Here is a 23,235-nt window from a genome sequence, read left to right on the forward strand (position 1 = left end):
CCCCACGAGTTCCCGATCCGCGCAGCCTGATTCCCCGGACCGGTCCGTCTCAGTCCCACGACCCCTGCGCCCGGGGCAGACCCGCGACCTCCGTCAGATCCGCCGCCGACAGCCGCAGCTCCGCCGCCCGCGCGTTCTGCGCCACCCACCGTTCCCGCTTCGCCCCCGGTACGGGCACCACGTGCCGGCCCTGCGCGAGCACCCAGGCCAGCGCCACCTGGGCCGTCGTGACCTCCGGGCCGAGGCGGGCCGCCACCCGGCGCAGACCCGCCACGATCGGCTGGTTCGCGGCCATCATCTCGGCCGTGAAACGGGGGTGGCGGGCCCGGATGTCCTCCGGCTCGAAGCCACCGCCCGGCGTCAGCGTCCCGGTCAGAAAACCGTTGCCCAATGGCATCGCCGCCAGAAAACCCACCCCGCGCGCGGAGCACCACGGCAGCAGCGACTCCAGCGCCTCCGTCGACCACACCGACAACTCGGCCTGCACCGCGCTGACCGGAAACACCTGCTGCACCCGCTCCAACTGACGGATCGTCGCGTCGTACAGCCGCGCCTGCGACCGGCGCCCGGTCCGCGCGCCCATCGCGGACAGCCCCAACGCCCGTACCTTTCCGGCCTGTACGAGTTCCGCCAGCGCGCCCCAGGTCTCCTCGACGGGAACCTCCGGGTCCGCGCGGTGCAGCTGGTACAGGTCGATGACGTCCGTCTGGAGCCGGCGCAGCGAGGCGTCGCACGCCCGTCTCACGTATCCGGGGCGGCCGTTGGCCACGATGTGCTGATCGCCCACCAGCAGACCGACCTTCGTCGACACGAAGGCGTCCGGGCGCCGCTCCTTCAACACCCGCCCCACCAACAGCTCGTTGGTGAACGGGCCGTACATGTCGGCCGTGTCCAGGAGCGTCGAGCCCTCGTCCAGGGCCCGGTGCACGGCCCGCACCGACTCCTCGCCGCGCTGCCGGGACGCGCTGTACGCCCAGCTCATCGGCATGCACCCGAGGCCCACGGCCCCCACTTCGAGCGCCGCCGCGCCGATCGTCCTGCGCTCCACCTGGTCGTGAACCTCTCTCTCCCTGCGCCCCAAACCTAACCTCTGTACGCACACCGGTTCGCAAAGCGGTTCGCTTAGCCTCGTGACCATGACTGTTGACGTATGGCTCCCCATCCCCCCGGAGGAGATCGAGGGCCTGCCCGAAGGGCCGAACCACCTCTTCTGGAACGGCGATCACGACTACCCGGGGGACCCGGCCGACTGCGCGTTCTACGTGGTGCCGTACATGAGGCCCGTCGAGGTCTGTGTACGTCCCCTGCCGGAGATGACCGGCGTCCAGGTGGTCCAGACGCTGTCCGCCGGCGTCGACAACATCCAGCCGGGGCTCGGGCAACTGCACCCGGGCGTACGGCTGTGCAACGCGCGCGGTGTGCACGAGGCGAGCACCGGCGAGCTGACCCTCGCCCTGATCCTGGCCTCGCTGCGCGGCATCCCCGACTTCGTGCGCGCGCAGGCCAAGGGGGAGTGGCTGGGCGGGTTCCGGCCGGCGCTCGCCGACAAGAGCGTCCTCATCGTCGGGTACGGCTCGATCGGCGCCGCGATCGAAGACCGGCTCGCGCCCTTCGAGCTCGCGCGGGTGGCGCGCGTCGCGCGCTCTGAGCGCACCACGGCGCGCGGACCGGTGCATCCGCTCACCGAACTGCCCGCCCTGCTGCCCGAAGCCGACATCGTGATCCTCGCCACGCCCCTCACCGATCAGACGAGAGGACTGGCGAACGGCGACTTCCTGGCCCGTATGAAGGACGGCGCGCTGCTCGTGAACGTGGCCCGCGGCCCCGTCGTCGACACCAAGGCACTGCTGGCCGAGCTGGAGTCCGGGCGTCTCACGGCCGCCCTCGACGTCACCGATCCGGAACCGCTGCCGCCGGGACACCCCTTGTGGCAGGCGCCCGGCGTGCTTATCAGCCCTCATGTCGGCGGCCCCACCTCCGCGTTCCGGCCACGCGCCGAGCGGTTGCTGGTGGACCAGTTGACTCGTTTCATGAACCGGGAACCGTTGCGGAACGTGATCCTTACGACGGGGACGATCGACGCGTAGTCCGGTTCGGGCACCCTCCGCATTCCCCCGGATGCGAGGTGTGTCCGTATTGCCGCTGGTCGTCACGGAGAGTAGAGGAACTATGTCCCTGAGTGACGAGACTGGTGTATCGTCCCGACAGGGGCTGCGCCGCGAACCGTTCGGCGCCGGGGGCGGACATTTCAGACTGTGAGGGGGGCGACGGGCGATGCACGGCCTATGGGCGAACGATCCGACGCGGCGGGGCCGCCGACGGCGACCCTGGCGCACGGCCGCGCGCAGACGCGGCCACTGCAGCCATCACCACCACCGCCGGCACAGCGGTCGCCGGAGGCACACGCACGCCTCGCCCCAGGCACCCGGCGCGCACCCGGCGCACCGGGTCGCGCGGGACGCGGGAGCGGCGCGGGTCCGGAGGGTCCGGTGAGTTCCCCGGGGGCGCTGTTGAGCCGCCGCCGGCCGCTCTCCGGCGGGGGGACGAGCCTGGTCTCGCAGCTCGTACTGGCCCTGGTGTGCGCGGGATACGCCGTCGGTTCCGCGCTCGGCTGGGGCTCCCCCCGACTCGCCCTGATCATGGGCGACTTCGGGCTGAGCGCGGCGGCGGCCACCGCGGCCGTGTCCTGCTTCCTCTACGCCCGCAGCCGTATCCGCTTTCGACCTGCCTGGCTGCTGTTCGCGCTGTCGTCCGCCATGGCCTCCCTGGGCAACCTGGTCTGGGGGTGGTACGAGGTAGTGCTCGACGTGGACGTGCCCAGCCCCAGCCTCGCCGACCTGTTCTTCCTGTGCTTCGCCCCGCCCGCCATCGTGGGACTCCTGGTCCTCGCCAAGCGGCCGGTGACGAAGGCCGGCTGGGTCTGCATGGTCCTCGACGCCTGGCTGATCGGCGGCTCGCTGCTCACCCTGTCCTGGAGCCTCGCCCTGGCGCAGACGGCGAAGTTCGACGGGCCGAGCGTCGCGCACACCGCGCTGTCACTGGCGTACCCGCTGCTCGACATCGCTCTGGTCAGCATGGTCCTCGCGCTGCACTTCCGGCGCTCCACCGTGAACCGCTCCGCGGTGAACACGGCGATCGGCGCCCTCGCCCTGACCGTGGGCTGCGACGCCCTGTTCACCTCGCCCCTGATGCACAACAACTACCACTCGGGCCAACTGCTCGACGCGGGCTGGTTCGCCGGCTCGCTGCTGCTGGCGTACGCGCCATGGGTGGGCGCCGGCCACGAGGGGCCCGGTGAATCCGGCGGGCACACGCGCGTGGTGCACGAGCACCTCCCCGGACAGCAGCGCCCGGGCGGCCGTCCCGGCGGCCACCAGCACCCGTCCCACACACCGCACACGCCTCGCCAGGGCCACCCGTCCGCTCCGGGGCAAGGGCATCCGCCCGCACCGGGCGGTGATCACAGCCGGTATCCGGCCACCCGGCCCATCACCGGCTCGCTGGCCGCGCTCACGCCGTATCTGGCCGCCGCGGTCTGCACGCTGGGCATCCTCTACAACGTCCTCAACGGCCGCAGCCCCGACCGCGTGGTGCTCATCACCGCGGGCGCCGTGGTCCTCGCGCTCGTCGTGCGCCAGGGCATCATGCTGCTCGACAACATCACCCTCACCCAGGAACTGGCCCAGAAGGAGAACCACTTCCGTTCCCTGGTCCAGGGCTCCAGCGACGTCATCATGATCGCCGCTCCCAACGGGATGCTGCGGTACGTCAGTCCGGCCGCCGCCGGGGTCTACGGCCGGCCCGCGGAGGAACTCGTCGGCACCGAACTGGCCCATCTCATCCACCCGGAGGACCTGGGCTGTGTGGTGCACGAGGTGCGCCGCTTCCTCGCCGCCAGCCCCGGTGAGGAACCCACGACCCGTATCGAGTGCCGCTTCAAGTCCGGTGACGGCGGCTGGCTGAACGTGGAGTCCACGGTCAACCGGCACCACGGCGGCCTCATCTTCAACAGCCGGGACGTCACCGAACGGGTGCGGCTCCAGGCCCAGTTGCAGCACAACGCCGAGCACGACCCGCTCACCGACCTGCCCAACCGCGCGCTGTTCACCCAGCGTGTACAGCAGGCACTGTCCGGCCGCCGCTCCACCGACCGCGGCACGGCCGTCCTCTTCATCGACCTCGACGGCTTCAAGGCCGTCAACGACACCATCGGCCACCAGGCCGGGGACGAACTGCTGGTCCAGGCCGCCCGCCGACTCCAGGACGCGGTCCGGTACGGGGACACCGCCTCCCGCCTCGGCGGCGACGAGTTCGCCGCCCTGATCGTCGGCGACGGCACCCGGGACCGTACCGCCCGCGAGCGCCACATAATGGAACTGGCCGACAGACTGCGGCTCACCCTCTCGCAGCCGTACGACATCGACGGCAACGACGTCCGGGTCAACGCCTCCATCGGCGTCGCCTTCGCCGAACCCGGCCTCGGCGCGGGCGAGTTGCTGCGCAACGCCGATCTGGCGATGTACCGCGCCAAAGCCTCCGGCAAGGGCCGCGTCGAGCTGTACGCGCCCCAGATGCAGCAGGACGTCGTACGGAAGGCGGAGCTGGCCACGCGCCTGCGCGCCGCACTGCACGACGGCGAGTTCGCGCTGCTGCACCAGCCGGTGGTGGCCCTGGAGAACGGCCGGATCACGTCGGTCGCCGCCCAGGCACGCTGGCGCTCCTCCCAGGGCGTGCTGTTCACGCCCGCCGAGTTCCTGCGGGTCGCCGAGGACAGCGACAAGACCGCCGAGCTGGACCGCTGGATGCTGGAGGAGGCCGTCGAACAGGCCGCCGAACGCGCCGCGACCGGGCTCGCCGTACCCGTCGCCGTCCGGATGAGCGCCCGGCGGCTCCTCGACCGCTCCCTGCCCCTGGGGTCGATCGAGACGCTGCTGACCCGGCACGGGCTGCCCACCGGCGCCCTGGTGATCGAGCTGGCGGACACCGATCCCCGGGTGTCCCTGGACGAGCTGGAGCGGCGGCTGAACGCCTTCAGACGGCTCGGCGTACAGATCGCGCTGGACGGCTTCGGCAGCGGCTATGCGGCGATCACGGCACTGCGGCGGCTCCCCGTCGACGTACTGAAGCTCGACCGCGGGCTGGTCGAGGGCGTCGTCGAGTCCGCGCGGCTGCACAAGATCACCAGCGGGCTGCTGAGAATCGCCAACGACCTCGGGCTTCAGTCCGTGGCCGACGGCGTGGACCTGCCGGAGCAGGTGATCGCCCTGCGCGCGATGGGCTGCACACATGGGCAGGGCATGGCCTTCTCCGGGCCGCTGGACGAGTACCGGCTGCGCCGGGCCCTGTCCACCGGCCGCTATCCGGTGCCCAATGGTCCGGCCGAGCCCGCGTTCGCGGGGGGCGGCTCCGGGGTGTACACAAGTACGGGTGTGTCCGCCGGTACAACTGTGTCCGCGAGTGCGGCCGTGCCCGCCGTTCTCGGGGGCGGAACGGCGCTCCGCTCACATAATGAGACTCCCGTCCCACCCACTTGACAGTCGGTGTGCGCCGGGGAGAGGGTCGACCTCATGCGCACCCGAATTCTCGTACTTGGAAAGCGCGTCGGCTGACGCTGGTGAACGTTTCGGACGGACCCGGAACACCCAGCGACCGCACCCGGCGCGCTCCCCTCGCTTGCCTCACGGCACGAGGGGTTTTTTGTTGCACCGACACCAGTCGGACCGCGACAAAAAAGCAACGCACACCGCACAAAACTCGCAAAAACCCTCAGCATCGAGAAGAGAATGCCGATGACCGAGCAGGCCACCGGGGCCCATCACCCGCAGCCGCGGCCCCGTTCCGGAGGACAGCAGTCCGCCCCCGAGCACGTCACGGGTGCGAAGTCCCTCATCCGCTCGCTTGAGGAGGTCGGGGCCGAGACGGTATTCGGCATTCCCGGCGGTGCGATCCTTCCCGCGTACGACCCGCTGATGGACTCCACGCGGGTGCGGCACGTGCTCGTGCGGCACGAGCAGGGTGCGGGTCACGCGGCCACCGGTTACGCGCAGGCCACCGGCAAGGTCGGCGTCTGCATGGCGACCAGCGGCCCCGGTGCCACCAACCTGGTGACCCCGATCGCCGACGCGCACATGGACTCGGTGCCGCTCGTGGCGATCACCGGGCAGGTCGCGTCCAAGGCGATCGGCACGGACGCCTTCCAGGAGGCGGACATCGTCGGCATCACGATGCCGATCACCAAGCACAACTTCCTGGTCACCAAGGCCGAGGACATCCCGAAGACCATCGCGGAGGCCTTCCACATCGCCTCCACGGGCCGCCCCGGTCCCGTCCTGGTCGACATCGCCAAGGACGCCCTCCAGGCCCAGACCGTCTTCCAGTGGCCGCCGGCCGCCGACCTGCCCGGCTACCGCCCGGTGACCAAGCCGCACGCCAAGCAGATCCGCGAGGCCGCCAAGCTGATCACCGCCGCCAAGCGGCCGGTCCTCTACGTCGGCGGCGGTGTCATCAAGGCCAAGGCCACCGCCGAGCTGAAGGTCCTCGCAGAACTCACCGGAGCGCCCGTCACCACCACCCTGATGGCGCTCGGCGCATTCCCCGACAGCCACCCGCTGCACGTGGGAATGCCGGGCATGCACGGTGCGGTCACCGCCGTCACCGCGCTGCAGAAGGCCGACCTGATCGTCGCCCTCGGAGCCCGCTTCGACGACCGCGTCACCGGCAAGCTCTCCAGCTTCGCCCCGTACGCCAAGATCGTCCACGCCGACATCGACCCGGCGGAGATCGGCAAGAACCGCGCCGCCGACGTCCCGATCGTCGGGGACGCCCGCGAGGTCATCGCCGACCTGGTCCAGGCCGTGCAGAAGGAGCACAGCGAGGGCCAGACCGGCGACTACAGCGCCTGGTGGAAGGACCTCAACCGCTGGCGCGAGACCTACCCGCTCGGCTACGAGCAGCCCGACAACGGCTCGCTCTCCCCGCAGCAGGTCATCGAGCGCATCGGTCAGCTCGCCCCCGAGGGCACGATCTTCGCGGCGGGCGTCGGCCAGCACCAGATGTGGGCCGCGCACTACATCCAGTACGAGAAGCCCGCGACCTGGCTGAACTCCGGCGGCGCCGGGACGATGGGGTACGCGGTCCCGGCCGCGATGGGAGCCAAGGCCGGCGCCCCGGACCGTACGGTCTGGGCGATCGACGGCGACGGCTGCTTCCAGATGACCAACCAGGAACTCACCACCTGCGCGCTCAACAACATCCCGATCAAGGTCGCCATCATCAACAACGGCGCCCTCGGGATGGTCCGCCAGTGGCAGACCCTGTTCTACAACCAGCGGTACTCCAACACAGTGCTGCACTCGGGCCCCAATGACGTCAATCCGGACGCCAAGGGCACCCGTGTCCCGGACTTCGTGAAGCTGTCCGAGGCGATGGGCTGCTACGCGATCCGCTGCGAGTCCCCCGACGACCTCGACAAGGTCATCGAGGAGGCGAACTCGATCAACGACCGCCCCGTCGTGATCGACTTCATCGTCCACGAGGACGCCATGGTGTGGCCGATGGTCGCCGCCGGCACCTCGAACGACGAGATCATGGCCGCCCGGGACGTCCGCCCCGACTTCGGCGACAACGAAGACGACTAAGAGAGAGCCTTGTCAACGCCATGAGTAAGCACACCCTCTCCGTCCTCGTCGAGAACAAGCCAGGTGTCCTCGCCCGGATCACCGCCCTGTTCTCCCGGCGCGGCTTCAACATCGACTCGCTCGCCGTCGGCGTCACCGAGCACCCCGAGATCTCCCGCATCACCATCGTGGTCAACGTGATCGAGGCACTTCCCCTCGAACAGGTGACCAAGCAGCTCAACAAGCTCGTCAACGTGCTGAAGATCGTCGAACTGGAATCCGGCTCGGCCGTTCAGCGTGAACTCGTTCTGGTGAAGGTGCGCGCGGACAACGAGACGCGTTCCCAGATCGTCGAGATCGTCCAGCTCTTCCGCGCCAAGACGGTCGACGTCTCCCCGGAGGCCGTCACCATCGAGGCCACCGGCAGCAGCGACAAGCTGTCGGCGATGCTCAAGATGCTGGAGCCGTACGGCATCAAGGAACTGGTGCAGTCCGGCACGATCGCGATCGGGCGCGGCGCGCGCTCGATCACGGACCGGTCGCTGCGCGCGCTGGACCGGTCGGCCTAGACGACGGATCCGGGCGGTCGGGGTACACCGGCCGCCCGTATTGCGAGACCCCCGAACTTCACTTCCCCCCGCCGTCATACGGTGGGACGCAACACCTGCACTCAAGGAGAGAACCCAAAGTGGCCGAGCTGTTCTACGACGCCGACGCCGACCTGTCCATCATCCAGGGCCGCAAGGTCGCGGTCATCGGTTACGGCAGCCAGGGCCACGCCCACGCGCTGTCGCTCCGTGACTCGGGTGTCGACGTCCGCGTCGGTCTGCACGAGGGCTCCAAGTCCAAGGCGAAGGCCGAGGAGCAGGGCCTGCGCGTGGTGACCCCGGCCGAGGCCGCCGCCGAGGCCGACGTCATCATGATCCTCGTCCCGGACCCGATCCAGGCCCAGGTCTACGAGGAGTCCATCAAGGACAACCTCAAGGCGGGCGACGCGCTGTTCTTCGGCCACGGTCTGAACATCCGCTTCGACTTCATCAAGCCCCCGGCCGGCATCGACGTCTGCATGGTCGCCCCCAAGGGCCCGGGCCACCTCGTCCGTCGCCAGTACGAGGAGGGCCGCGGCGTTCCGTGTATCGCGGCCGTCGAGCAGGACGCCACCGGCAACGCCTTCGCGCTGGCCCTGTCGTACGCCAAGGGCATCGGTGGCACCCGCGCCGGCGTCATCAAGACGACGTTCACCGAGGAGACCGAGACCGACCTGTTCGGTGAGCAGGCCGTTCTCTGCGGTGGTACGGCCGCGCTGGTCAAGGCCGGTTTCGAGACGCTGACCGAGGCCGGCTACCAGCCGGAGATCGCGTACTTCGAGTGCCTGCACGAGCTGAAGCTGATCGTCGACCTGATGTACGAGGGCGGCCTGGAGAAGATGCGCTGGTCGGTCTCCGAGACCGCCGAGTGGGGCGACTACGTCACCGGTCCCCGCATCATCACGGACGCCACCAAGGCCGAGATGAAGAAGGTCCTCGCCGAGATCCAGGACGGCACCTTCGCGCGTGAGTGGATGGCCGAGTACCACGGCGGTCTGAAGAAGTACAACGAGTACAAGCAGCAGGACGAGCAGAGCCTCCTGGAGACCACGGGCAAGGAGCTGCGCAAGCTCATGTCCTGGGTGAACGACGAGGCGTGACGCCGTCGGTCGGGCCGTGACGCCGGTGGTTCACCGGTGTCACGGCCTGGCTGTGTGCCCGGGGTCCCGCTGGATTCAGCACGTGCGGGTGATCCTTCCGCGCAGGCGGGAGAACGCCCTCGCCGCGCCACTACACTGCCGTACTACATTCGCGTCAGGCCCACAGCGTCGTGCGTCTTCCACGCGGTAGCCCCTCCACCGCCTGCGGCCGTCGGGACGGCCGTCCGCAAAGGACTGAGTGAGGACTCACGTGAGCTCGAAACCTGTCGTACTCATCGCTGAAGAGCTGTCGCCCGCGACCGTCGACGCGCTCGGCCCGGACTTCGAGATCCGGCACTGCAACGGAGCGGACCGAGCCGAACTGCTCCCCGCCATCGCCGACGTCGACGCGATCCTGATCCGCTCGGCCACCAAGGTCGACGCGGAAGCGGTCGCCGCCGCCCGGAAACTGAAGGTCGTCGCACGAGCCGGCGTCGGCCTGGACAACGTCGACGTGCCGTCCGCCACCAAGGCCGGCGTGATGGTCGTCAACGCACCCACCTCCAACATCGTGACCGCCGCCGAACTGGCCTGCGGTCTCCTGCTCGCAACCGCCCGCCACATTCCGCAGGCCAACGCCGCGCTGAAGAACGGCGAGTGGAAGCGCAGCAAGTACACGGGCGTGGAGCTGGCCGAGAAGACCCTCGGTGTCGTCGGCCTCGGCCGCATCGGTGCGCTCGTCGCGCAGCGCATGTCCGGCTTCGGTATGAAGGTCGTCGCGTACGACCCGTACATCCAGCCCGCGCGGGCCGCGCAGATGGGCGTCAAGGTCCTGTCGCTGGACGAGCTGCTCGAGGTCTCCGACTTCATCACCGTCCACCTGCCCAAGACCCCCGAGACGGTCGGGCTCATCGGCGACGAGGCGCTGCACAAGGTCAAGCCGAGCGTCCGGATCGTGAACGCCGCGCGCGGCGGGATCGTCGACGAGGAGGCGCTGTACTCGGCGCTCAAGGAGGGCCGCGTCGCCGGTGCCGGTCTCGACGTGTACGCGAAGGAGCCCTGCACGGACTCCCCGCTGTTCGAGCTGGACCAGGTCGTCTGCACCCCGCACCTCGGCGCGTCGACGGACGAGGCGCAGGAGAAGGCGGGCATCGCCGTCGCCCGTTCCGTCCGCCTCGCGCTCGCCGGTGAGCTGGTCCCGGACGCGGTCAACGTCCAGGGCGGTGTCATCGCCGAGGACGTCAAGCCGGGTCTGCCGCTCGCCGAGAAGCTCGGCCGGATCTTCACCGCGCTCGCGGGCGAGGTCGCGGTCCGCCTCGATGTCGAGGTGTACGGCGAGATCACCCAGCACGACGTCAAGGTACTCGAACTCTCCGCGCTCAAGGGCGTGTTCGAGGACGTCGTCGACGAGACCGTGTCGTACGTCAACGCCCCGCTGTTCGCCCAGGAGCGCGGCGTCGAGGTACGGCTGACGACCAGCTCGGAGTCGGCCGACCACCGCAACGTGGTCACCGTGCGCGGCACGCTCGGCACCGGCGAGGAGGTGTCGGTGTCCGGCACGCTGGCCGGTCCGAAGAACCACCAGAAGATCGTCGCGGTGGGGGAGTACGACGTCGACCTCGCGCTCGCCGACCACATGGTCGTGTTCCGGTACGCCGACCGTCCCGGTGTCGTCGGCACGGTCGGACGCATCTTCGGCGAGGCGGGCATCAACATCGCCGGGATGCAGGTGTCCCGGTCGGTGGCGGGCGGAGAAGCGCTGGCTGTCCTGACCGTCGACGACACGGTTTCCCCCGGGGTGCTGACGGAGGTCGCCGAGGAGATCGGCGCGACGTCTGCTCGATCGGTCAACCTGGTCTGAGGTGACCGTCGGTCTGGGGGCTGCCGCCCCCAGACCCCCGCTACGGCCTGAACGGCCTCGTCCTCAAACGCCGGACGGGCTGAGATGCCCACCCCGGCCGGTGATTTCGAGGGCGAGGCCCGTTCAGCCCGCCCACCCCGGCCCGGCACCACCCAGCCCGTCCGGCGTTTGAGGACGAGCGCGTTCAGCGCGATACGGGGGTTCGGGGGCGGAGCCCCCGAGGATGGGAACGGGTAGGGGCGGCGGGGGCGAGAAAAAGCGCGACGAGCCGAGCCCCCTCACTCGTCCGGTGTCTTCAACTTCAGCGCCACCCCCGCCGCCCCCAGCAACACCACCACCCCCGCGACCGCAGCCGCCTGCATCCCCTGCGCGTAAGCCTCCCGCGCCGCCACGACCAGCGCGTCTCCCGTGCGCGCCGGGAGCTGCTGGGCCACCGCCAGCGCACCGCCCAGGGTTTCGTGGGCCTCGGCAGGAGCCGAGGCCGGGATCCCGTGGCGGTAGACCGCCGTACCGATCGAGCCCAGTACGGCCATGCCCAGCGCGCCCCCGAACTCCGCGCCCGTCTCCAGCAGGGAAGCCGCGGCGCCCGCCCTGTCGACCGGGGCGGTGCTCAGGCCCAGGTCCATCATCTGGGACATCACGGTGACGATCCCGGCCGCGAGAACGCCCGCGCCGGCCAGGACCAGCCACAGCGAGTCGGTGCCCACCAGGACCAGCAGCCCGTATCCGCACGCCGCCGTCACGAAGCCGCCCGCGACGACATGGGCGCGCGGCACGCCCCGCTGGACCAGGGCCGCGGCGACGGGGGCCGCGACACCGACCAGGACCGTCGGCAACAGGCCCCACAGTGCGGCCTCCAGGGAGCTCTTGCCCAGCACCGACTGGAGGTACTGCGTGGTGAAGTACGCCGAACCCATCATCCCGAACGCCGAGATCAGGTTCAGGGAGACGGCCGGGCCGAAGCCCCGCCCCCGGAACAGCGCGGGGGAGACGAGCGGTGAGGCGGCCGTGCGCTGGCGCTGGACGAAGAGGTACGCGAAGAACAGGCCGACGGTGACCGAGACGACGTACTCCGAGTGCCAGCCCTCCGCCGCGATCTCTTTCAGGCCGTAGATCACGGGGAGGACCGCCACCATCGACAGGGGGACGCTCAGCAGGTCGAAGCGGCCGGGGTTCGCGGACTTCGACTCGGGGAGCAGGAGCGGGCCCAGGACCAGGAGCAGGGCCATCGCGGGCAGGTTGACCAGGAAGACCGAGCCCCACCAGAAGTACTCGACGAGCAGTCCGCTCATCACCGAGCCGAGGGCGACGCCGCCGGTCATCACCCCGGACCACATGCCGATCGCCTTGGCGCGCTGGCCGGGGTCGCGGAACATCGTGCGGATCAGGGCCATCGTCGACGGCATCAGGGTCGCGCCGCCGATGCCGAGGACCGCGCGGGCCGCGATCAGGGTCTCGGCGCTGTCCGCGTACGCGGCGAGGAGCGAGCCCGCGCCGAAGGCGGCGGCGCCGATGAGGAGGAGCCTGCGGCGGCCGACGCGGTCGCCGAGCGAGCCCATCGTCATCAGCAGGCCGGCCAGGACGAAGGCGTAGATGTCGAAGATCCAGAGTTGCTGGGTGCCGGTCGGGGCCAGGTCCGCGCTGATCGCGGGAACCGCGAAGTAGAGGACGGAGACGTCCATCGAGACCAGCAGCAGCGGCAGCATCAGCACGCCGAGCGCGGTCCATTCGCGGCGGCCGGCCCGGGGGCCGGGGGAGGTCGTCGTGCAGGTCGGGTTCGTCATGGCGAGCAATGTACGAGCGTTTTAAACGTGTGTCTAGAACGGTCGTATAAATCGGCCGTATAAATCGGTTGTCTAGGACGGTTGTATGGATCGTGGGTAGGGTGGTCGCATGGGACACCGTGAGGATCTGCTCGAAGGCGCCAAGCGCTGCCTGCTGGAGAAGGGGTTCGTGCGCACGACCGCGCGCGACATCGTCAAGGAGTCGGGGACCAATCTGGCGTCCATCGGCTACCACTACGGCTCGAAGGACAAGCTCCTCGCGGAGGCGTACGTCGCCCTGGTGGAGGGGCTCTCCGACGACTTCGACCCCGCGACGGGGGTGGCCGGTGACGCCGAGCCCGGCTCGCTCGACCGGTTCCAGGGGGTCTGGTCGAACATCATCGGCACCATGCGGGGGCCGGGTTCGTTGTGGCGCCTCAGTGTGGAGATCGTGGCCATGGGGGACCAACTGCCCGCGGTCCGTGACCACTTGGCGCTGGCCCAGCGCGAGGCGGGGCGCGGTCTCGTCTCGTTGTTCCTCGGGATGCGCGAGGAGGACGTCCGGGAGGAGGACGTGGACTCCGCCGGCGCGTTCTACAACACCCTGATGACCGGGCTGATCTGCCAGTACGTCTTCGACCCGACGACGGCACCGGACGCGGAACAGCTCACCGAGGGGCTGCGGCGGGTCATCGGGGCGTCGGCGGAGGCGGCGGGCTGATCCCGAACGGCGGGCTGGCCGGAACCCGATGACCGGGCGGCGGATCTCGACCGGTGGCTGTCCGAACCGACGGAACGCCGACGGGCGGGGCCGGCCGAGTGGCCTCCGGTCACAGCCGCACCCCCTTCAACACCATGTGCAGCAACAGCCTGTCCTCGCCGTCGTCCAGATCCAGCCCCGTCAACCGCTCCACCCGCGACAGGCGGTAGTACAGGGTCTGGCGGTGGATTCCCAGGGTCGTCGCCGTGCGTGTCGCCTGGCCCGCGCAGTCGAGGTATGTCTCGGCCGTGCGGGCCAGCTCGCGGTTGGTGGGGGAGAGGAGCGGGGTGACCGACGGGTCGTGGGTCGCGTCCGGGGGGAGGGCCGTCAGGAGGCGGTACGGGCCGATCGTGCGCCACTCCGCGACCGGGCCGAGGCCGGGCTCCGCGCCCACCGCCCGCGCCGTCGCCGACGCCTCCCGCCAGGCCACCCCCAGCTCCGCCAGACCGACCCGCCCCGCCGCGACACCCGCCCCGCCCCGCTCACCCGCCCGCTCCAGCAACCGCCCCGCCGCTGTCGTCGCCGGCGTCAGCGTGTCCGGTGCGCGCAGCCGGAGCAGCACCGCCAGGGCCTGGGCCGACGTCCCCCACGGCATCGTGCACAGGGCCGTCGCGCCCTGCACCGTACGCACGGAGGGCGCGTCGGACGACGGCCAGGGGGCCACACAGATCAGCGTGTGGGGCGCGTCGGCCCGCGGTCCGAGCGCCGTACGGAGTTCCGCGACCGCCGTGTCCCGCTGCCAGTCGCGCTCCGCCGTGAGGACGGCCCGCAGCTCACGGGTCAGATCCGCGCCGTGCTGCGCCTCGTCCGCCAGCAGCGCGCCGATCCGCGCCGTCACCGCCATGGCCGTGGCCAGCTGAGCGTCCGACGGCCCCGGATCGTCGTCCAGCAGCCAGACATAGCCGAGGACGACACCCCGATGGCGTACCGGGAGACAGATCCGGCCCCGGTACACGCCCGCCTCCGGGGTGGGCGGGATGCGCACCGGCCCCGTCGCCCGGGTGATCCCGAAGCCCTCGAACCACTCCCGGACCACCGTCGTCGAGCGCCGGGTCAGGATCGAGCGCGTGCGCACGGGGTCCAGCGCCGACTCGTCCAGCTCACCCTCACTGTCGTACGCGCCGAACGCGATCAGCTCGAAATCCCGGTTCTCCAGGGTCGCGGGCGCACCCAGCAGCTCCGAGATCTCGTCGACCAGGTCCTGGTAGTCACCGGCGTGGTTGGAGGATGCGGCGTCGGCAGTCACCCGCCCATTCTCCCCTGCTCCCCGGCCACCTTCATACATCTGTCTGAGATCTGCGGCACGGATGCGTGACAGCTGTCGATGGCTCACGATCGGAGGGATCCTTAGGTTTCACGGTGGTTCTCCGTTTACCGGCCCTTTGTGGAGGTGCCCCGTGCTGGGTCCCGTGATTCTCGCCGCCTCGCGCAGCGACCGGATGCGCCGAGTGATCTCGGCCGCTCCGGTGACCAGGCCGGTCGTCGACCGCTTCATCCCGGGCGAGACGGTCGACGACGTCGTACCGATCGTCCAGGACCTCACCGACCGGGGCCTCGAAGTCACCCTGGACGTGGTCGGCGAGGACATCACCACCCCCGAGCAGGCCGCCGCCGCCCGGGACGCCTACCTGGAGCTGATCGAGCGCCTCGGCGATCTGGACCTCGGCACCCGCGCCGAGATGTCCGTGAAGCTGTCGCTCTTCGGCCAGGCACTGCCCGGCGGCCATGAGCTGGCCCTCGCCAACATCCGGCCCGTCGTCGAGGCGGCAGCCGAGATCGGTACGACGGTCACGCTCGACGCGGAGGACCACACGACCCTGGACTCGATGTTCGCCATCCACGAGGAACTCCGGAAGGACTTCCCGCAGACCGGCTGTGTCATCCAGGCCTACCTGTACCGCACCGAGTCCGACGCCCGCCGCCTCGCCGACAGCGGCAGCCGCGTACGGCTCGTGAAGGGCGCGTACAAGGAGCCCGCCGAGGTCGCCTACCAGCAGAAGTCCGAGACCGACAAGGCGTACGTCCGGATCCTCCGCATCCTGATGGAGGGCACCGGGTACCCGATGATCGGGTCCCACGACCCGCGCCTCATCTCCATCGCCCAGGAGATCGCCCGCCGCGCGAGCCGCAAGCCCGACGAGTACGAGTTCCAGATGCTGTACGGGATCAGGAGCGACGAGCATCTGCGGCTCGCCGCCGAGGGCCACCGGATGCGCGTCTACACGGCATACGGGACGGACTGGTACGGGTATTTCATGCGGCGGCTGGCGGAACGTCCCGCCAACCTCCTCTTCTTCGGCCGCTCGATCCTCACCAAGGGCTGAAACCCGCCCGCTCGCAAAGGAGTTACGGACACCATGGACGCCGTCACCCAGGTCCCCACCCCCGTCAACGAGCCGGTGCACGGCTACGCCCCCGGTTCGCCCGAGCGCGCGCGGCTCGAAGCCAAGCTGAAGGAGCTGGCCGAGAACCCCGTCGACCTGCCGATGACCATCGGCGGCGAGCGGCGCATGGGCGGCGGCGAGCGGATCGACGTCGTACAGCCGCACAACCACAAGGCCCGCCTCGGCACGTACGCCAACGCCACCCAGCAGGACGCCCAGGACGCGATCGACGCGGCCCTCGCAGCGGCCCCCGCCTGGCGCGCGATGGCCTTCGACGACCGCGCCGCGATCATCCTGCGCGCCGCCGAACTCCTGGCAGGACCCTGGCGCGAGACCCTCGCCGCGTCCACGATGCTCGGCCAGTCGAAGACCGCCCAGCAGGCCGAGATCGACTCCGCCTGCGAACTGATCGACTTCTGGCGCTTCAACGTCAAGTACGCCCGTGACCTGCTCGCCGAGCAGCCGCCCGCCAACTCCCCGGGCGTCTGGAACCGCCTCGACCACCGCCCCCTCGAAGGCTTCGTCTACGCGATCACCCCCTTCAACTTCACGGCGATCGCCGGCAACCTGCCCACCGCGCCCGCGTTGATGGGCAACGTGGTCGTGTGGAAGCCGTCCCCGACCCAGACCCACGCCGCCGTGCTCCTCATGCAGCTGCTGGAGGAGGCGGGCCTCCCCAAGGGCGTGATCAACCTGGTCACCGGTGACGGCATCGAGGTCTCCAAGGTGGCCCTTGAGCACCGGGACCTGGCCGGTATCCACTTCACCGGCTCGACCAAGACCTTCCAGTACCTGTGGAAGACGATCGGCTCGAACATCGAGAAGTACCGCTCGTACCCGCGTCTCGTCGGCGAGACCGGCGGCAAGGACTTCGTGGTGGCCCACCCGAGCGCGGACCGGGCGGTGTTGAAGACGGCCCTCACACGCGGTGCCTTCGAGTACCAGGGCCAGAAGTGCAGCGCGACCTCCCGCGCCTACATCCCCGCGTCGATCTGGAACGACGGCTTCCGCGAGGAATTCGCCGCCGAGGTCGACTACTTGACCATGGGTGACGTCACCGACCTCGCCAACTTCGTCGGCGCCGTCATCGACGAGCGCGCCTTCGCCAAGAACAAGGCCGCCATCGACCGCGCGAAGTCCGACCCCACGTGCACGATCGTGGCGGGCGGCGAGTACGACGACTCGGTCGGCTACTTCGTCCGTCCGACGGTCGTGGAGTGCACGGACCCGGCCAACGAGGTCTTCACGACGGAGTACTTCGGCCCCTTCCTCGCCGTGCATGTCTACGAGGACGGGGCGTACGACGAGATGCTGGCCCAGATGGAGTCGGTGTCCGACTACGCCCTGACCGGCTCGGTCATCTCAGGCGACCGCGCGGCAGCCGCGTACACGATGGAGAAGCTGCGCTACGCGGCCGGCAACTTCTACATCAACGACAAGTCGACGGGCGCGGTCGTCGGCCAGCAGCCGTTCGGCGGCGGCCGAGCCTCCGGCACGAACGACAAGGCGGGCGCCCCCCAGAACCTGATGCGCTGGACGTTGACCCGCGCCATCAAGGAGACCCTGGTCGCCCCGACCGACTACACGTATCCCCACATGGGCTGAATCTCCCTCGTGCAACAGGTCATGGGCCGGGCAGACTTCGGCCCATGACCTGGACGGAGCGTGTGCTGACCAGTGACGGGGTCGGGCTGTGGGCCTGCCGATCCGGGCGCGGCGAGGAGCCGCTGGTGCTCTGCCACGGTGGGCCCGGGCTGTGGGACATGTTCGAGGACGTCGCCGAACTCCTCGGAGACCTGGCCTCCGTGGTCCGCTGGGACCAGCGCGGCTGTGGGCGCTCGGAGCCGTCCGACGGGCCCTGGACGAGCGAGCGGGCTGTCGCCGATCTCGACGCCGTACGACAGCACTTCGGCCTGGAACGGATGACCCTGCTGGGCCACTCCTGGGGCGCACAGCTCGCCCTCACCTACGCGCTGACTCATCCCGAGCGAGTCCGAGCCCTCGTCTATGTGAGCGGTACGGGAATCGGCCCGGACGCCGACTGGTTCGACACGTACCGGCACAACTTCCGTGCCAGGCTTGCCGAGGCGCCCGAACTCCTCGCCCGCTGGACCGAGTTGACGGACCGCCGGTCGGATCTTTCCGAGGCGGAGGCGCGCGAGAGTGCCGTACTCCAGTGGTCGGCCGAATTCCCGGACCGGGAGCGGGCGTTGGAGCACGCCGGGCGGATGGCCGAGCCCTGGTTCGGCGTCAACTTCGCCTGCAACCAGGCCTTCAACGCCGAGCGGAAGCGGACCTGGGGCACCCCTGATCTGTACGACCGTTGCCGGGCGCTCGACCTCCCCGTGGTCATCGTCGACGGGCCGGCCGACATCCGCCCCCGCACGGCGGTCGACTCCCTGGAGCTGGCCCTGCCGAACGTCGCGCGGGTGGTCCTGCCGGAAGCCGGGCATCTCCCCTGGGTCGAGGACCCGACCGGCTTCCGGCAGGCGATCGCATCGGTGCTGTGACCGGTCTCAGTTCTCGCAGGTCGTACGGCCCGGATGCCAGCGGCAGGCCAGCGCGGCGAAGCCGCCGTCCGCGATTACGGGTACGGCGATGGTGGCGCCGCCCTTGGCGACCTGCGTCCCGCGCACCAGGCCCGCCGAACCGTCCGTCACCGTCTCCACCAGCCAGCGCCCGGCGCCGAGCCGCAGCGGTATGTCCGCCGTGTGCGCCGCGCCCGCGAACGTACCGCCGATGAACCACCGCCCGTCCGCCGCCCGTCGGGCGAGTACGGCGGCCCGGCCCGGGTCACCGGTCAGCAGCCGTGTCTCCTCCCAGCGCGCCGGCAGCTGCTCCAGATAGCCGCGGGCCTCGGGACGTGCCTCGTACGACTCCGGAGTGCCGGCGAGGTTCTGGATGCCCGACTCGTACAGCACCGTCAGCCCCAACTCACCCGCGTCGGAAGCCACGTTGGGGCGGAACGGGCGGTGGAAGGCGCCCGGGGTGAAGTCCATCGAGCCGATCACATTGCGGGTGAAGGGCAGCGAGGCCAGCTGCTCGGCGGTGTTGTTGCGCTTCTCCTCGCCGCCCACGCCCTCCATCGTCATGACCTGGGGCCAGGTGCGCTGCATGCCCTTGGGGATCGTGGAGCCATGGAAGTTGACGAGGAGGTGGTGCCGGGCCGTCGCCTCCAGGGCCTCGTCGTACCAGCGCATCCGTTCCTGCGACTCCGAGTCCATGAAGTCGATCTTCACGCCCTTGACGCCCCAACTCGCCAGCGTGCTCAGCCACTTCTCGCGTTCCACCGGGTCGGTGAGGAGCGTGTAGTGCAGCCAGACCTGGACGCCGACCCCCTTCGCCGCCGCGTACCGCACCAGCTCCGGCATCCAGCTGTTCGTCTGCCAGTCGGGGTCGATGACGTCCCACTCGCCGGGCTTGTAGTACCAGCCCGCGTCGACGACCTCGTACGGCCACTTCCGCTCGGCCGCGTAGTCGACATACCCCTTCTGCGCGGCCAGGCTCTGCCCGGCCTCCTTGCCGCCCGCGAGCCAGGTCCACAGGGCCGGGCCCGGCCTGATCCAGGACGTGTCCCGGACCTTGGAGGGCGGCGCGAGATCGTCGACGAGCGTCGACTCCGTCACGGTCGTCAGATCACCGGTGACGATCGTGCGCCAGGGCGTCTTCAACGAGCCTTCGACAGCGATGGGTTCGTCGTTCCAGAGGCTCACCTTGTACGTCGGTGAGTTCGCCTCGTGCGTCAAGTGGGCGCCCGCGTAAGAGCCGTTGAGGTCCGACTCGGCGATCAGCGCGTAGCCGCCGGGCGTGTTGAAGAGGGCCTGCATCGAGTACGAGCCCGCCGGGGCCGTCGCCGCCGACTCGTAGCGTTTGAAGGGGAGTTCGTTGTCGGCGCGGTAGGCGTTGATGACCGCCTGGCTGTCCGTGGGGAGCGTGAAGGCGGAGGTCTCGCGCAGGACGTTCCCGGTGCTGCGCGGCAGGACGTAGCGGTAGGCGACGCCGTCCCGGGCCACCCGCACCAGCAGGTCGAGCCGGGCGCCCTCGGCGGTACGGAAGCGGAAGCGGGCCTCGGTCATCCGGGCAACCCGCTCACGGGACTTGCCCGTTGTGGACGTATAGCGCTCGGTGACCGTCCGGGTGGTGCGGCCCGTCAGCTCCAACCCCTGGGAGAGATCGGCCTGTTCGGTGACCAGACCCAGTGGGGAGGGGGCGAGGACCTGTTCGTCGGCGCGTCTCACGGTGAGGGTCGGGTGGCCGTCGGCCGGATCCAGCGCGACGACGGCCGTGGGGGAGGAGCCGGGCGGGGCCTTCACCTCCCAGGCCGCCGCCGAGCCGCCGGTATGCGCACCCGCCGGGAGAGCCGTCACCGCGGTGGCGAGTAATGCGGAGCAGAGAGTCAGCGCGATCGACATGAAGTACCCCTTCAGCCGTTCAGTCATCCGATGACTGTGAGGCTGCTGGGTGGGATTGGGGCTGTCAAGGTGTCGCGCAGCGCTATCTGCGTGTTGGAGGTCGGATCAATCAGGTCTGGAAGTGTCGGTGAACATCCTGCGACGGCTCGGGATACTGGACCCATGGCCCCCACCCTGCGCACCGCTCACACGGCCGACCTCGCCCCCGCCGAACTCGCCGCCGCCCGTGACCTCATGGACGCCGCCTTCGACGGAGGCTTCGCCGACGAGGACTGGGAACACGCGCTCGGCGGCATCCACGCCCTCGTCCACGACGAGACGGGCCGCCTGCTCGCCCATGGCTCGGTCGTCATGCGCCGCGCACTGCACCGGGGCCGCTGGCTGCGCGTCGGCTATGTGGAGGCGGTCGGCGTCCACGCCGAGGCCCGCCGTCGCGGCCTCGGCGGGCTGGTGCTGGGCGAGCTGGAGCGGATCGTCGACGGCGGCTACGACTTCGGCGCGCTCTCCGCGAGCGCCGACGGTGCCTCCCTCTATCTCGCCCGGGGCTGGCAGCTCTGGCCGGGCCGGATCAGCGCCCTCGCTCCGGACGGCGTGGTCCACCTCCCGGACGAGGAGGGCGATGTCTTCGTACGCCCGGCCGCTGTCGGTTCGCTGGACCCCTTCGACGGTCTGATCTTCGACTGGCGGGACGGTGACGTGCTGTAGGGCGCGCAGCCAAAAGGCCAGGTCAGGCGGGTGTGACCCAATCGGCCGTCTCAGATAGTAGGAAGTCCGACTAATTGTGGAGACAGATGCCCTGTCCTCGCCTAGTTTTGTAGAAGCCGAACGTGTCGCTGGACCAAGCGAATGACGGTAGTGAGCCGGAGCCCCATGCAGGCAACCCCTGCGGCACCGAGTTCCCCGTCCGACCCGGCGTCTCGAATCCCCCCTCCCTAGGAGTCGATTTCCCATGGCCGAGACGACCGTCCGCCGCCGAGTCCGCCACATCTCCCCGACGAGCGAGTCCGACCGCAAGAACGCGGCGGCGGCCCTTCAGCGCGCCCTCGACCGCAGGGACAACGGCGGCCAGACAGGCCACTGAGCAGGCGCGTTACGCCCGCCGCACCTCGAAGTGGTCGATCCGCTCCCCGCTCTCCGCCAGCGCGGACACCTTGAGCCGGGGAGCCGCGCCCGGTGCGCCGGCCTCCGCCTCCACCGAGAGGAACGAGTAGCCGGTGTAGCGCACCCGCGACCACTCCACGGTGTCCTCGTGCCGCTCCTGCGACTTGGTCCAGTAGTAGCTCTCCACCGACTCCCGGTCGACGATCTTCCCCTCGAAGCTGTCCTTCACGCCGACCGGGAAGCTGTACAGACTCCGGCCCGCGCCGCCCGCCGTGACGTACACGGTCCCGTCACGCGTCGGATCGGTCGACGCCCCGACCGGCACCTTCCTGCCCACCCGGCCGCCCCGCAGTGCGTCCGTCCGCTCGTACACATGGTTGTGGCCGTTGATCACCAGATCGACCTGGTGCTTGTCGAAGAGCGGCAGCCAGGCGTCCCGTACCCCGCCGTCGGAGGCGTGGGTGGACGTCGAGTACGTGCAGTGGTGGAAGAAGACCACGATGAAGTCGATCCCGTCCGACGCGCGCAACTCCGCCAGCCGCCGGTCCAACCACGCCGTCTGACGGCCGTCCGTGTGCCCCAGGTTCGCGGGGATCTCGTACGACACGTCGTTCGCGTCCAGCGCCACGACGCCGACATTGCCGTACGTGAACGAGTAGGCGCCCGGGGTGTTCCGGGCGTCGAAGCCGTTCTCCGGGAGCGACCAGCGGGCCGACTGGCCGCCGTAGCCGTTCGGTGAGTACCAGGCCTCCATGTCGTGGTTGCCGGTCGTCACCATCCACGGCACCGACTTCGCGACCGTCTCCGTCTGCTTCAGGAACAGGTCCCAGGCGGTCGGGTCGTACGTGTCCGACTTCTCGCCGTGGCCGGTGACGTCCGCGTAGCAGATGTCGCCCGCGTGGAGATGGAAGGCGGGGTCGAGGCCGAGGATCAGCTTGTCGTTGGCGAGCGCGTCGGGCGTCACGCCCTGGTCGCCGAAGGCCGTGAACACAAAGCTCGCGGGCGCGGTCGCGGGGGCCGTGCGGAACGCGCCCAGGGTGGACCGGTGCGCGCTCGACGCCGGGTCGAAGCCCTCGTGGCCGACGCCGTAGTAGTACGTCGTCCCGGGGCGCAGCCCGTCGAGCGCCGCGTGCACGTAGTACTGGTCCAGATCGAGGCGGATGCCCGTCAGGCCCGGCGTGTGCAGCGCACGGACCTCGGCCTCGATACGGCGGCCCAGGTCACCGGGGGCGAGCCCGACCCGTACGAACGGCTTCCTGACCGCGAACGGCACCTGCCACGAGACCCGCATCATCGTCTTCGGGTCGGCGCCGAAGGCCAGATGGCGGCCGAACGGCGTGACGGCGGAGCCGGGCACCTTGCTGGTCGCAGGGTTCGCCGTGCCCGTGCTCGACGAGCAGCCGGTGAGCAGACCGCCGCCGGCCAGCGCGCCCGCCGTCACCAGCGCACGGCGCCGCGTGAACCGCGTCCGCAGATACTCGTACTGCTCCGCCATGCTCATCCGGCGGGCGAGCTGTGGCGGAATGCCGACGTTCGGGGTGTCCATGGATGGGAACTTCCCAGCAATCCCCAACGTCCGCCACACATACGGGTGAACGGCAGTCGAAGAGCGGTCGCCGCGGCACGCCCTCGTGTCCGTATCGCGGACAAGGCGTGTCATCCCATGGGACCA

General features: G+C 70.1%; 17 protein-coding genes. 12 read left to right on the forward strand and 5 right to left on the reverse strand.

Annotated elements, in window-relative coordinates:
* Positions 1-49: 49 nt before the first annotated feature.
* Positions 50-1,048, reverse strand: a complete 999-nt coding sequence (locus ACFYXF_RS09490) for an aldo/keto reductase (RefSeq protein ID WP_389348966.1) — start codon at positions 1,046-1,048, stop codon at positions 50-52.
* An 88-nt stretch (positions 1,049-1,136) separates the two neighbouring features.
* On the opposite strand from ACFYXF_RS09490, the gene ACFYXF_RS09495 reads away from it, so the two are divergent.
* The 6 genes from ACFYXF_RS09495 to serA all read left to right on the forward strand — a co-directional run bounded on the left by ACFYXF_RS09495 (position 1,137) and on the right by serA (position 11,143).
* Positions 1,137-2,087, forward strand: a complete 951-nt coding sequence (locus tag ACFYXF_RS09495; RefSeq protein WP_389348967.1) for a 2-hydroxyacid dehydrogenase — start codon at positions 1,137-1,139, stop codon at positions 2,085-2,087.
* Positions 2,088-2,489: 402 nt separating this feature from the next.
* Positions 2,490-5,534: a putative bifunctional diguanylate cyclase/phosphodiesterase gene (locus ACFYXF_RS09500; protein WP_389348968.1), complete on the forward strand. Its 3,045-nt coding sequence runs from the start codon at positions 2,490-2,492 to the stop codon at positions 5,532-5,534.
* 249 nt (positions 5,535-5,783) lie between these two features.
* Positions 5,784-7,637, forward strand: a complete 1,854-nt coding sequence (locus ACFYXF_RS09505) for an acetolactate synthase large subunit (RefSeq protein WP_389348969.1) — start codon at positions 5,784-5,786, stop codon at positions 7,635-7,637.
* 20 nt (positions 7,638-7,657) lie between these two features.
* Entirely contained in the window at positions 7,658-8,185 is a 528-nt protein-coding gene (gene ilvN, locus ACFYXF_RS09510; protein WP_053739835.1) for an acetolactate synthase small subunit, read from the forward strand.
* 119 nt (positions 8,186-8,304) lie between these two features.
* Positions 8,305-9,303 (forward strand): ketol-acid reductoisomerase, encoded by a 999-nt coding sequence (gene ilvC, locus ACFYXF_RS09515; protein ID WP_389348970.1) that lies wholly within the window; start codon positions 8,305-8,307, stop codon positions 9,301-9,303.
* Positions 9,304-9,553: 250 nt separating this feature from the next.
* Positions 9,554-11,143 carry a phosphoglycerate dehydrogenase gene (gene serA, locus ACFYXF_RS09520; protein WP_389348971.1) on the forward strand — a complete coding sequence of 530 codons (1,590 nt, stop codon included), beginning with the start codon at positions 9,554-9,556 and terminating at the stop codon, positions 11,141-11,143.
* Between the two features lie 278 nt (positions 11,144-11,421).
* Here serA and ACFYXF_RS09525 read toward each other — a convergent pair whose 3' ends face one another.
* Positions 11,422-12,927 carry an MFS transporter gene (locus ACFYXF_RS09525; protein ID WP_389348972.1) on the reverse strand — a complete coding sequence of 502 codons (1,506 nt, stop codon included), beginning with the start codon at positions 12,925-12,927 and terminating at the stop codon, positions 11,422-11,424.
* Positions 12,928-13,036: 109 nt separating this feature from the next.
* On the opposite strand from ACFYXF_RS09525, the gene ACFYXF_RS09530 reads away from it, so the two are divergent.
* The gene (locus tag ACFYXF_RS09530) at positions 13,037-13,627 is read left to right on the forward strand and encodes a TetR/AcrR family transcriptional regulator (RefSeq protein ID WP_389348973.1); all 591 of its coding nucleotides are present in this window, start codon (positions 13,037-13,039) and stop codon (positions 13,625-13,627) included.
* A gap of 109 nt (positions 13,628-13,736) precedes the next feature.
* On the opposite strand, the gene ACFYXF_RS09535 is transcribed toward ACFYXF_RS09530, so the two are convergent.
* A complete protein-coding gene (locus tag ACFYXF_RS09535) occupies positions 13,737-14,951 on the reverse strand; it encodes a PucR family transcriptional regulator (protein WP_389349024.1) in 1,215 nt (404 codons plus the stop codon).
* A 112-nt stretch (positions 14,952-15,063) separates the two neighbouring features.
* Here ACFYXF_RS09535 and ACFYXF_RS09540 point away from each other — a divergent pair, with 112 nt between their 5' ends.
* Genes ACFYXF_RS09540 through ACFYXF_RS09550 form a run of 3 tightly spaced genes read left to right on the forward strand, consistent with a single transcriptional unit; the run spans position 15,064 to position 18,560 of the window.
* On the forward strand, positions 15,064-15,990 hold the full coding sequence (locus tag ACFYXF_RS09540) for a proline dehydrogenase family protein (protein ID WP_389348974.1): 927 nt from the start codon (positions 15,064-15,066) through the stop codon (positions 15,988-15,990).
* A 33-nt stretch (positions 15,991-16,023) separates the two neighbouring features.
* Positions 16,024-17,655 carry an L-glutamate gamma-semialdehyde dehydrogenase gene (pruA, locus tag ACFYXF_RS09545; RefSeq protein WP_389348975.1) on the forward strand — a complete coding sequence of 544 codons (1,632 nt, stop codon included), beginning with the start codon at positions 16,024-16,026 and terminating at the stop codon, positions 17,653-17,655.
* A 44-nt stretch (positions 17,656-17,699) separates the two neighbouring features.
* Complete coding sequence (locus tag ACFYXF_RS09550; protein WP_389348976.1) at positions 17,700-18,560, forward strand: alpha/beta fold hydrolase; 861 nt, start codon at positions 17,700-17,702, stop codon at positions 18,558-18,560.
* A gap of 6 nt (positions 18,561-18,566) precedes the next feature.
* Here the strand turns inward: ACFYXF_RS09550 and ACFYXF_RS09555 are convergent, their stop codons facing one another.
* Entirely contained in the window at positions 18,567-20,489 is a 1,923-nt protein-coding gene (locus ACFYXF_RS09555; RefSeq protein ID WP_389348977.1) for a glycoside hydrolase family 97 catalytic domain-containing protein, read from the reverse strand.
* A gap of 135 nt (positions 20,490-20,624) precedes the next feature.
* Here ACFYXF_RS09555 and ACFYXF_RS09560 point away from each other — a divergent pair, with 135 nt between their 5' ends.
* The gene (locus ACFYXF_RS09560; protein WP_389348978.1) at positions 20,625-21,167 is read left to right on the forward strand and encodes a GNAT family N-acetyltransferase; all 543 of its coding nucleotides are present in this window, start codon (positions 20,625-20,627) and stop codon (positions 21,165-21,167) included.
* Between the two features lie 244 nt (positions 21,168-21,411).
* Complete coding sequence (locus ACFYXF_RS09565) at positions 21,412-21,543, forward strand: hypothetical protein (RefSeq protein ID WP_389348979.1); 132 nt, start codon at positions 21,412-21,414, stop codon at positions 21,541-21,543.
* 9 nt (positions 21,544-21,552) lie between these two features.
* Here ACFYXF_RS09565 and ACFYXF_RS09570 read toward each other — a convergent pair whose 3' ends face one another.
* The gene (locus ACFYXF_RS09570; protein ID WP_389348980.1) at positions 21,553-23,109 is read right to left on the reverse strand and encodes a purple acid phosphatase family protein; all 1,557 of its coding nucleotides are present in this window, start codon (positions 23,107-23,109) and stop codon (positions 21,553-21,555) included.
* Positions 23,110-23,235: the final 126 nt, after the last annotated feature.

The sequence above is a fragment of the Streptomyces sp. NPDC002680 genome (assembly GCF_042889145.1).
GTDB lineage: Bacteria > Actinomycetota > Actinomycetes > Streptomycetales > Streptomycetaceae > Streptomyces > Streptomyces adonidis.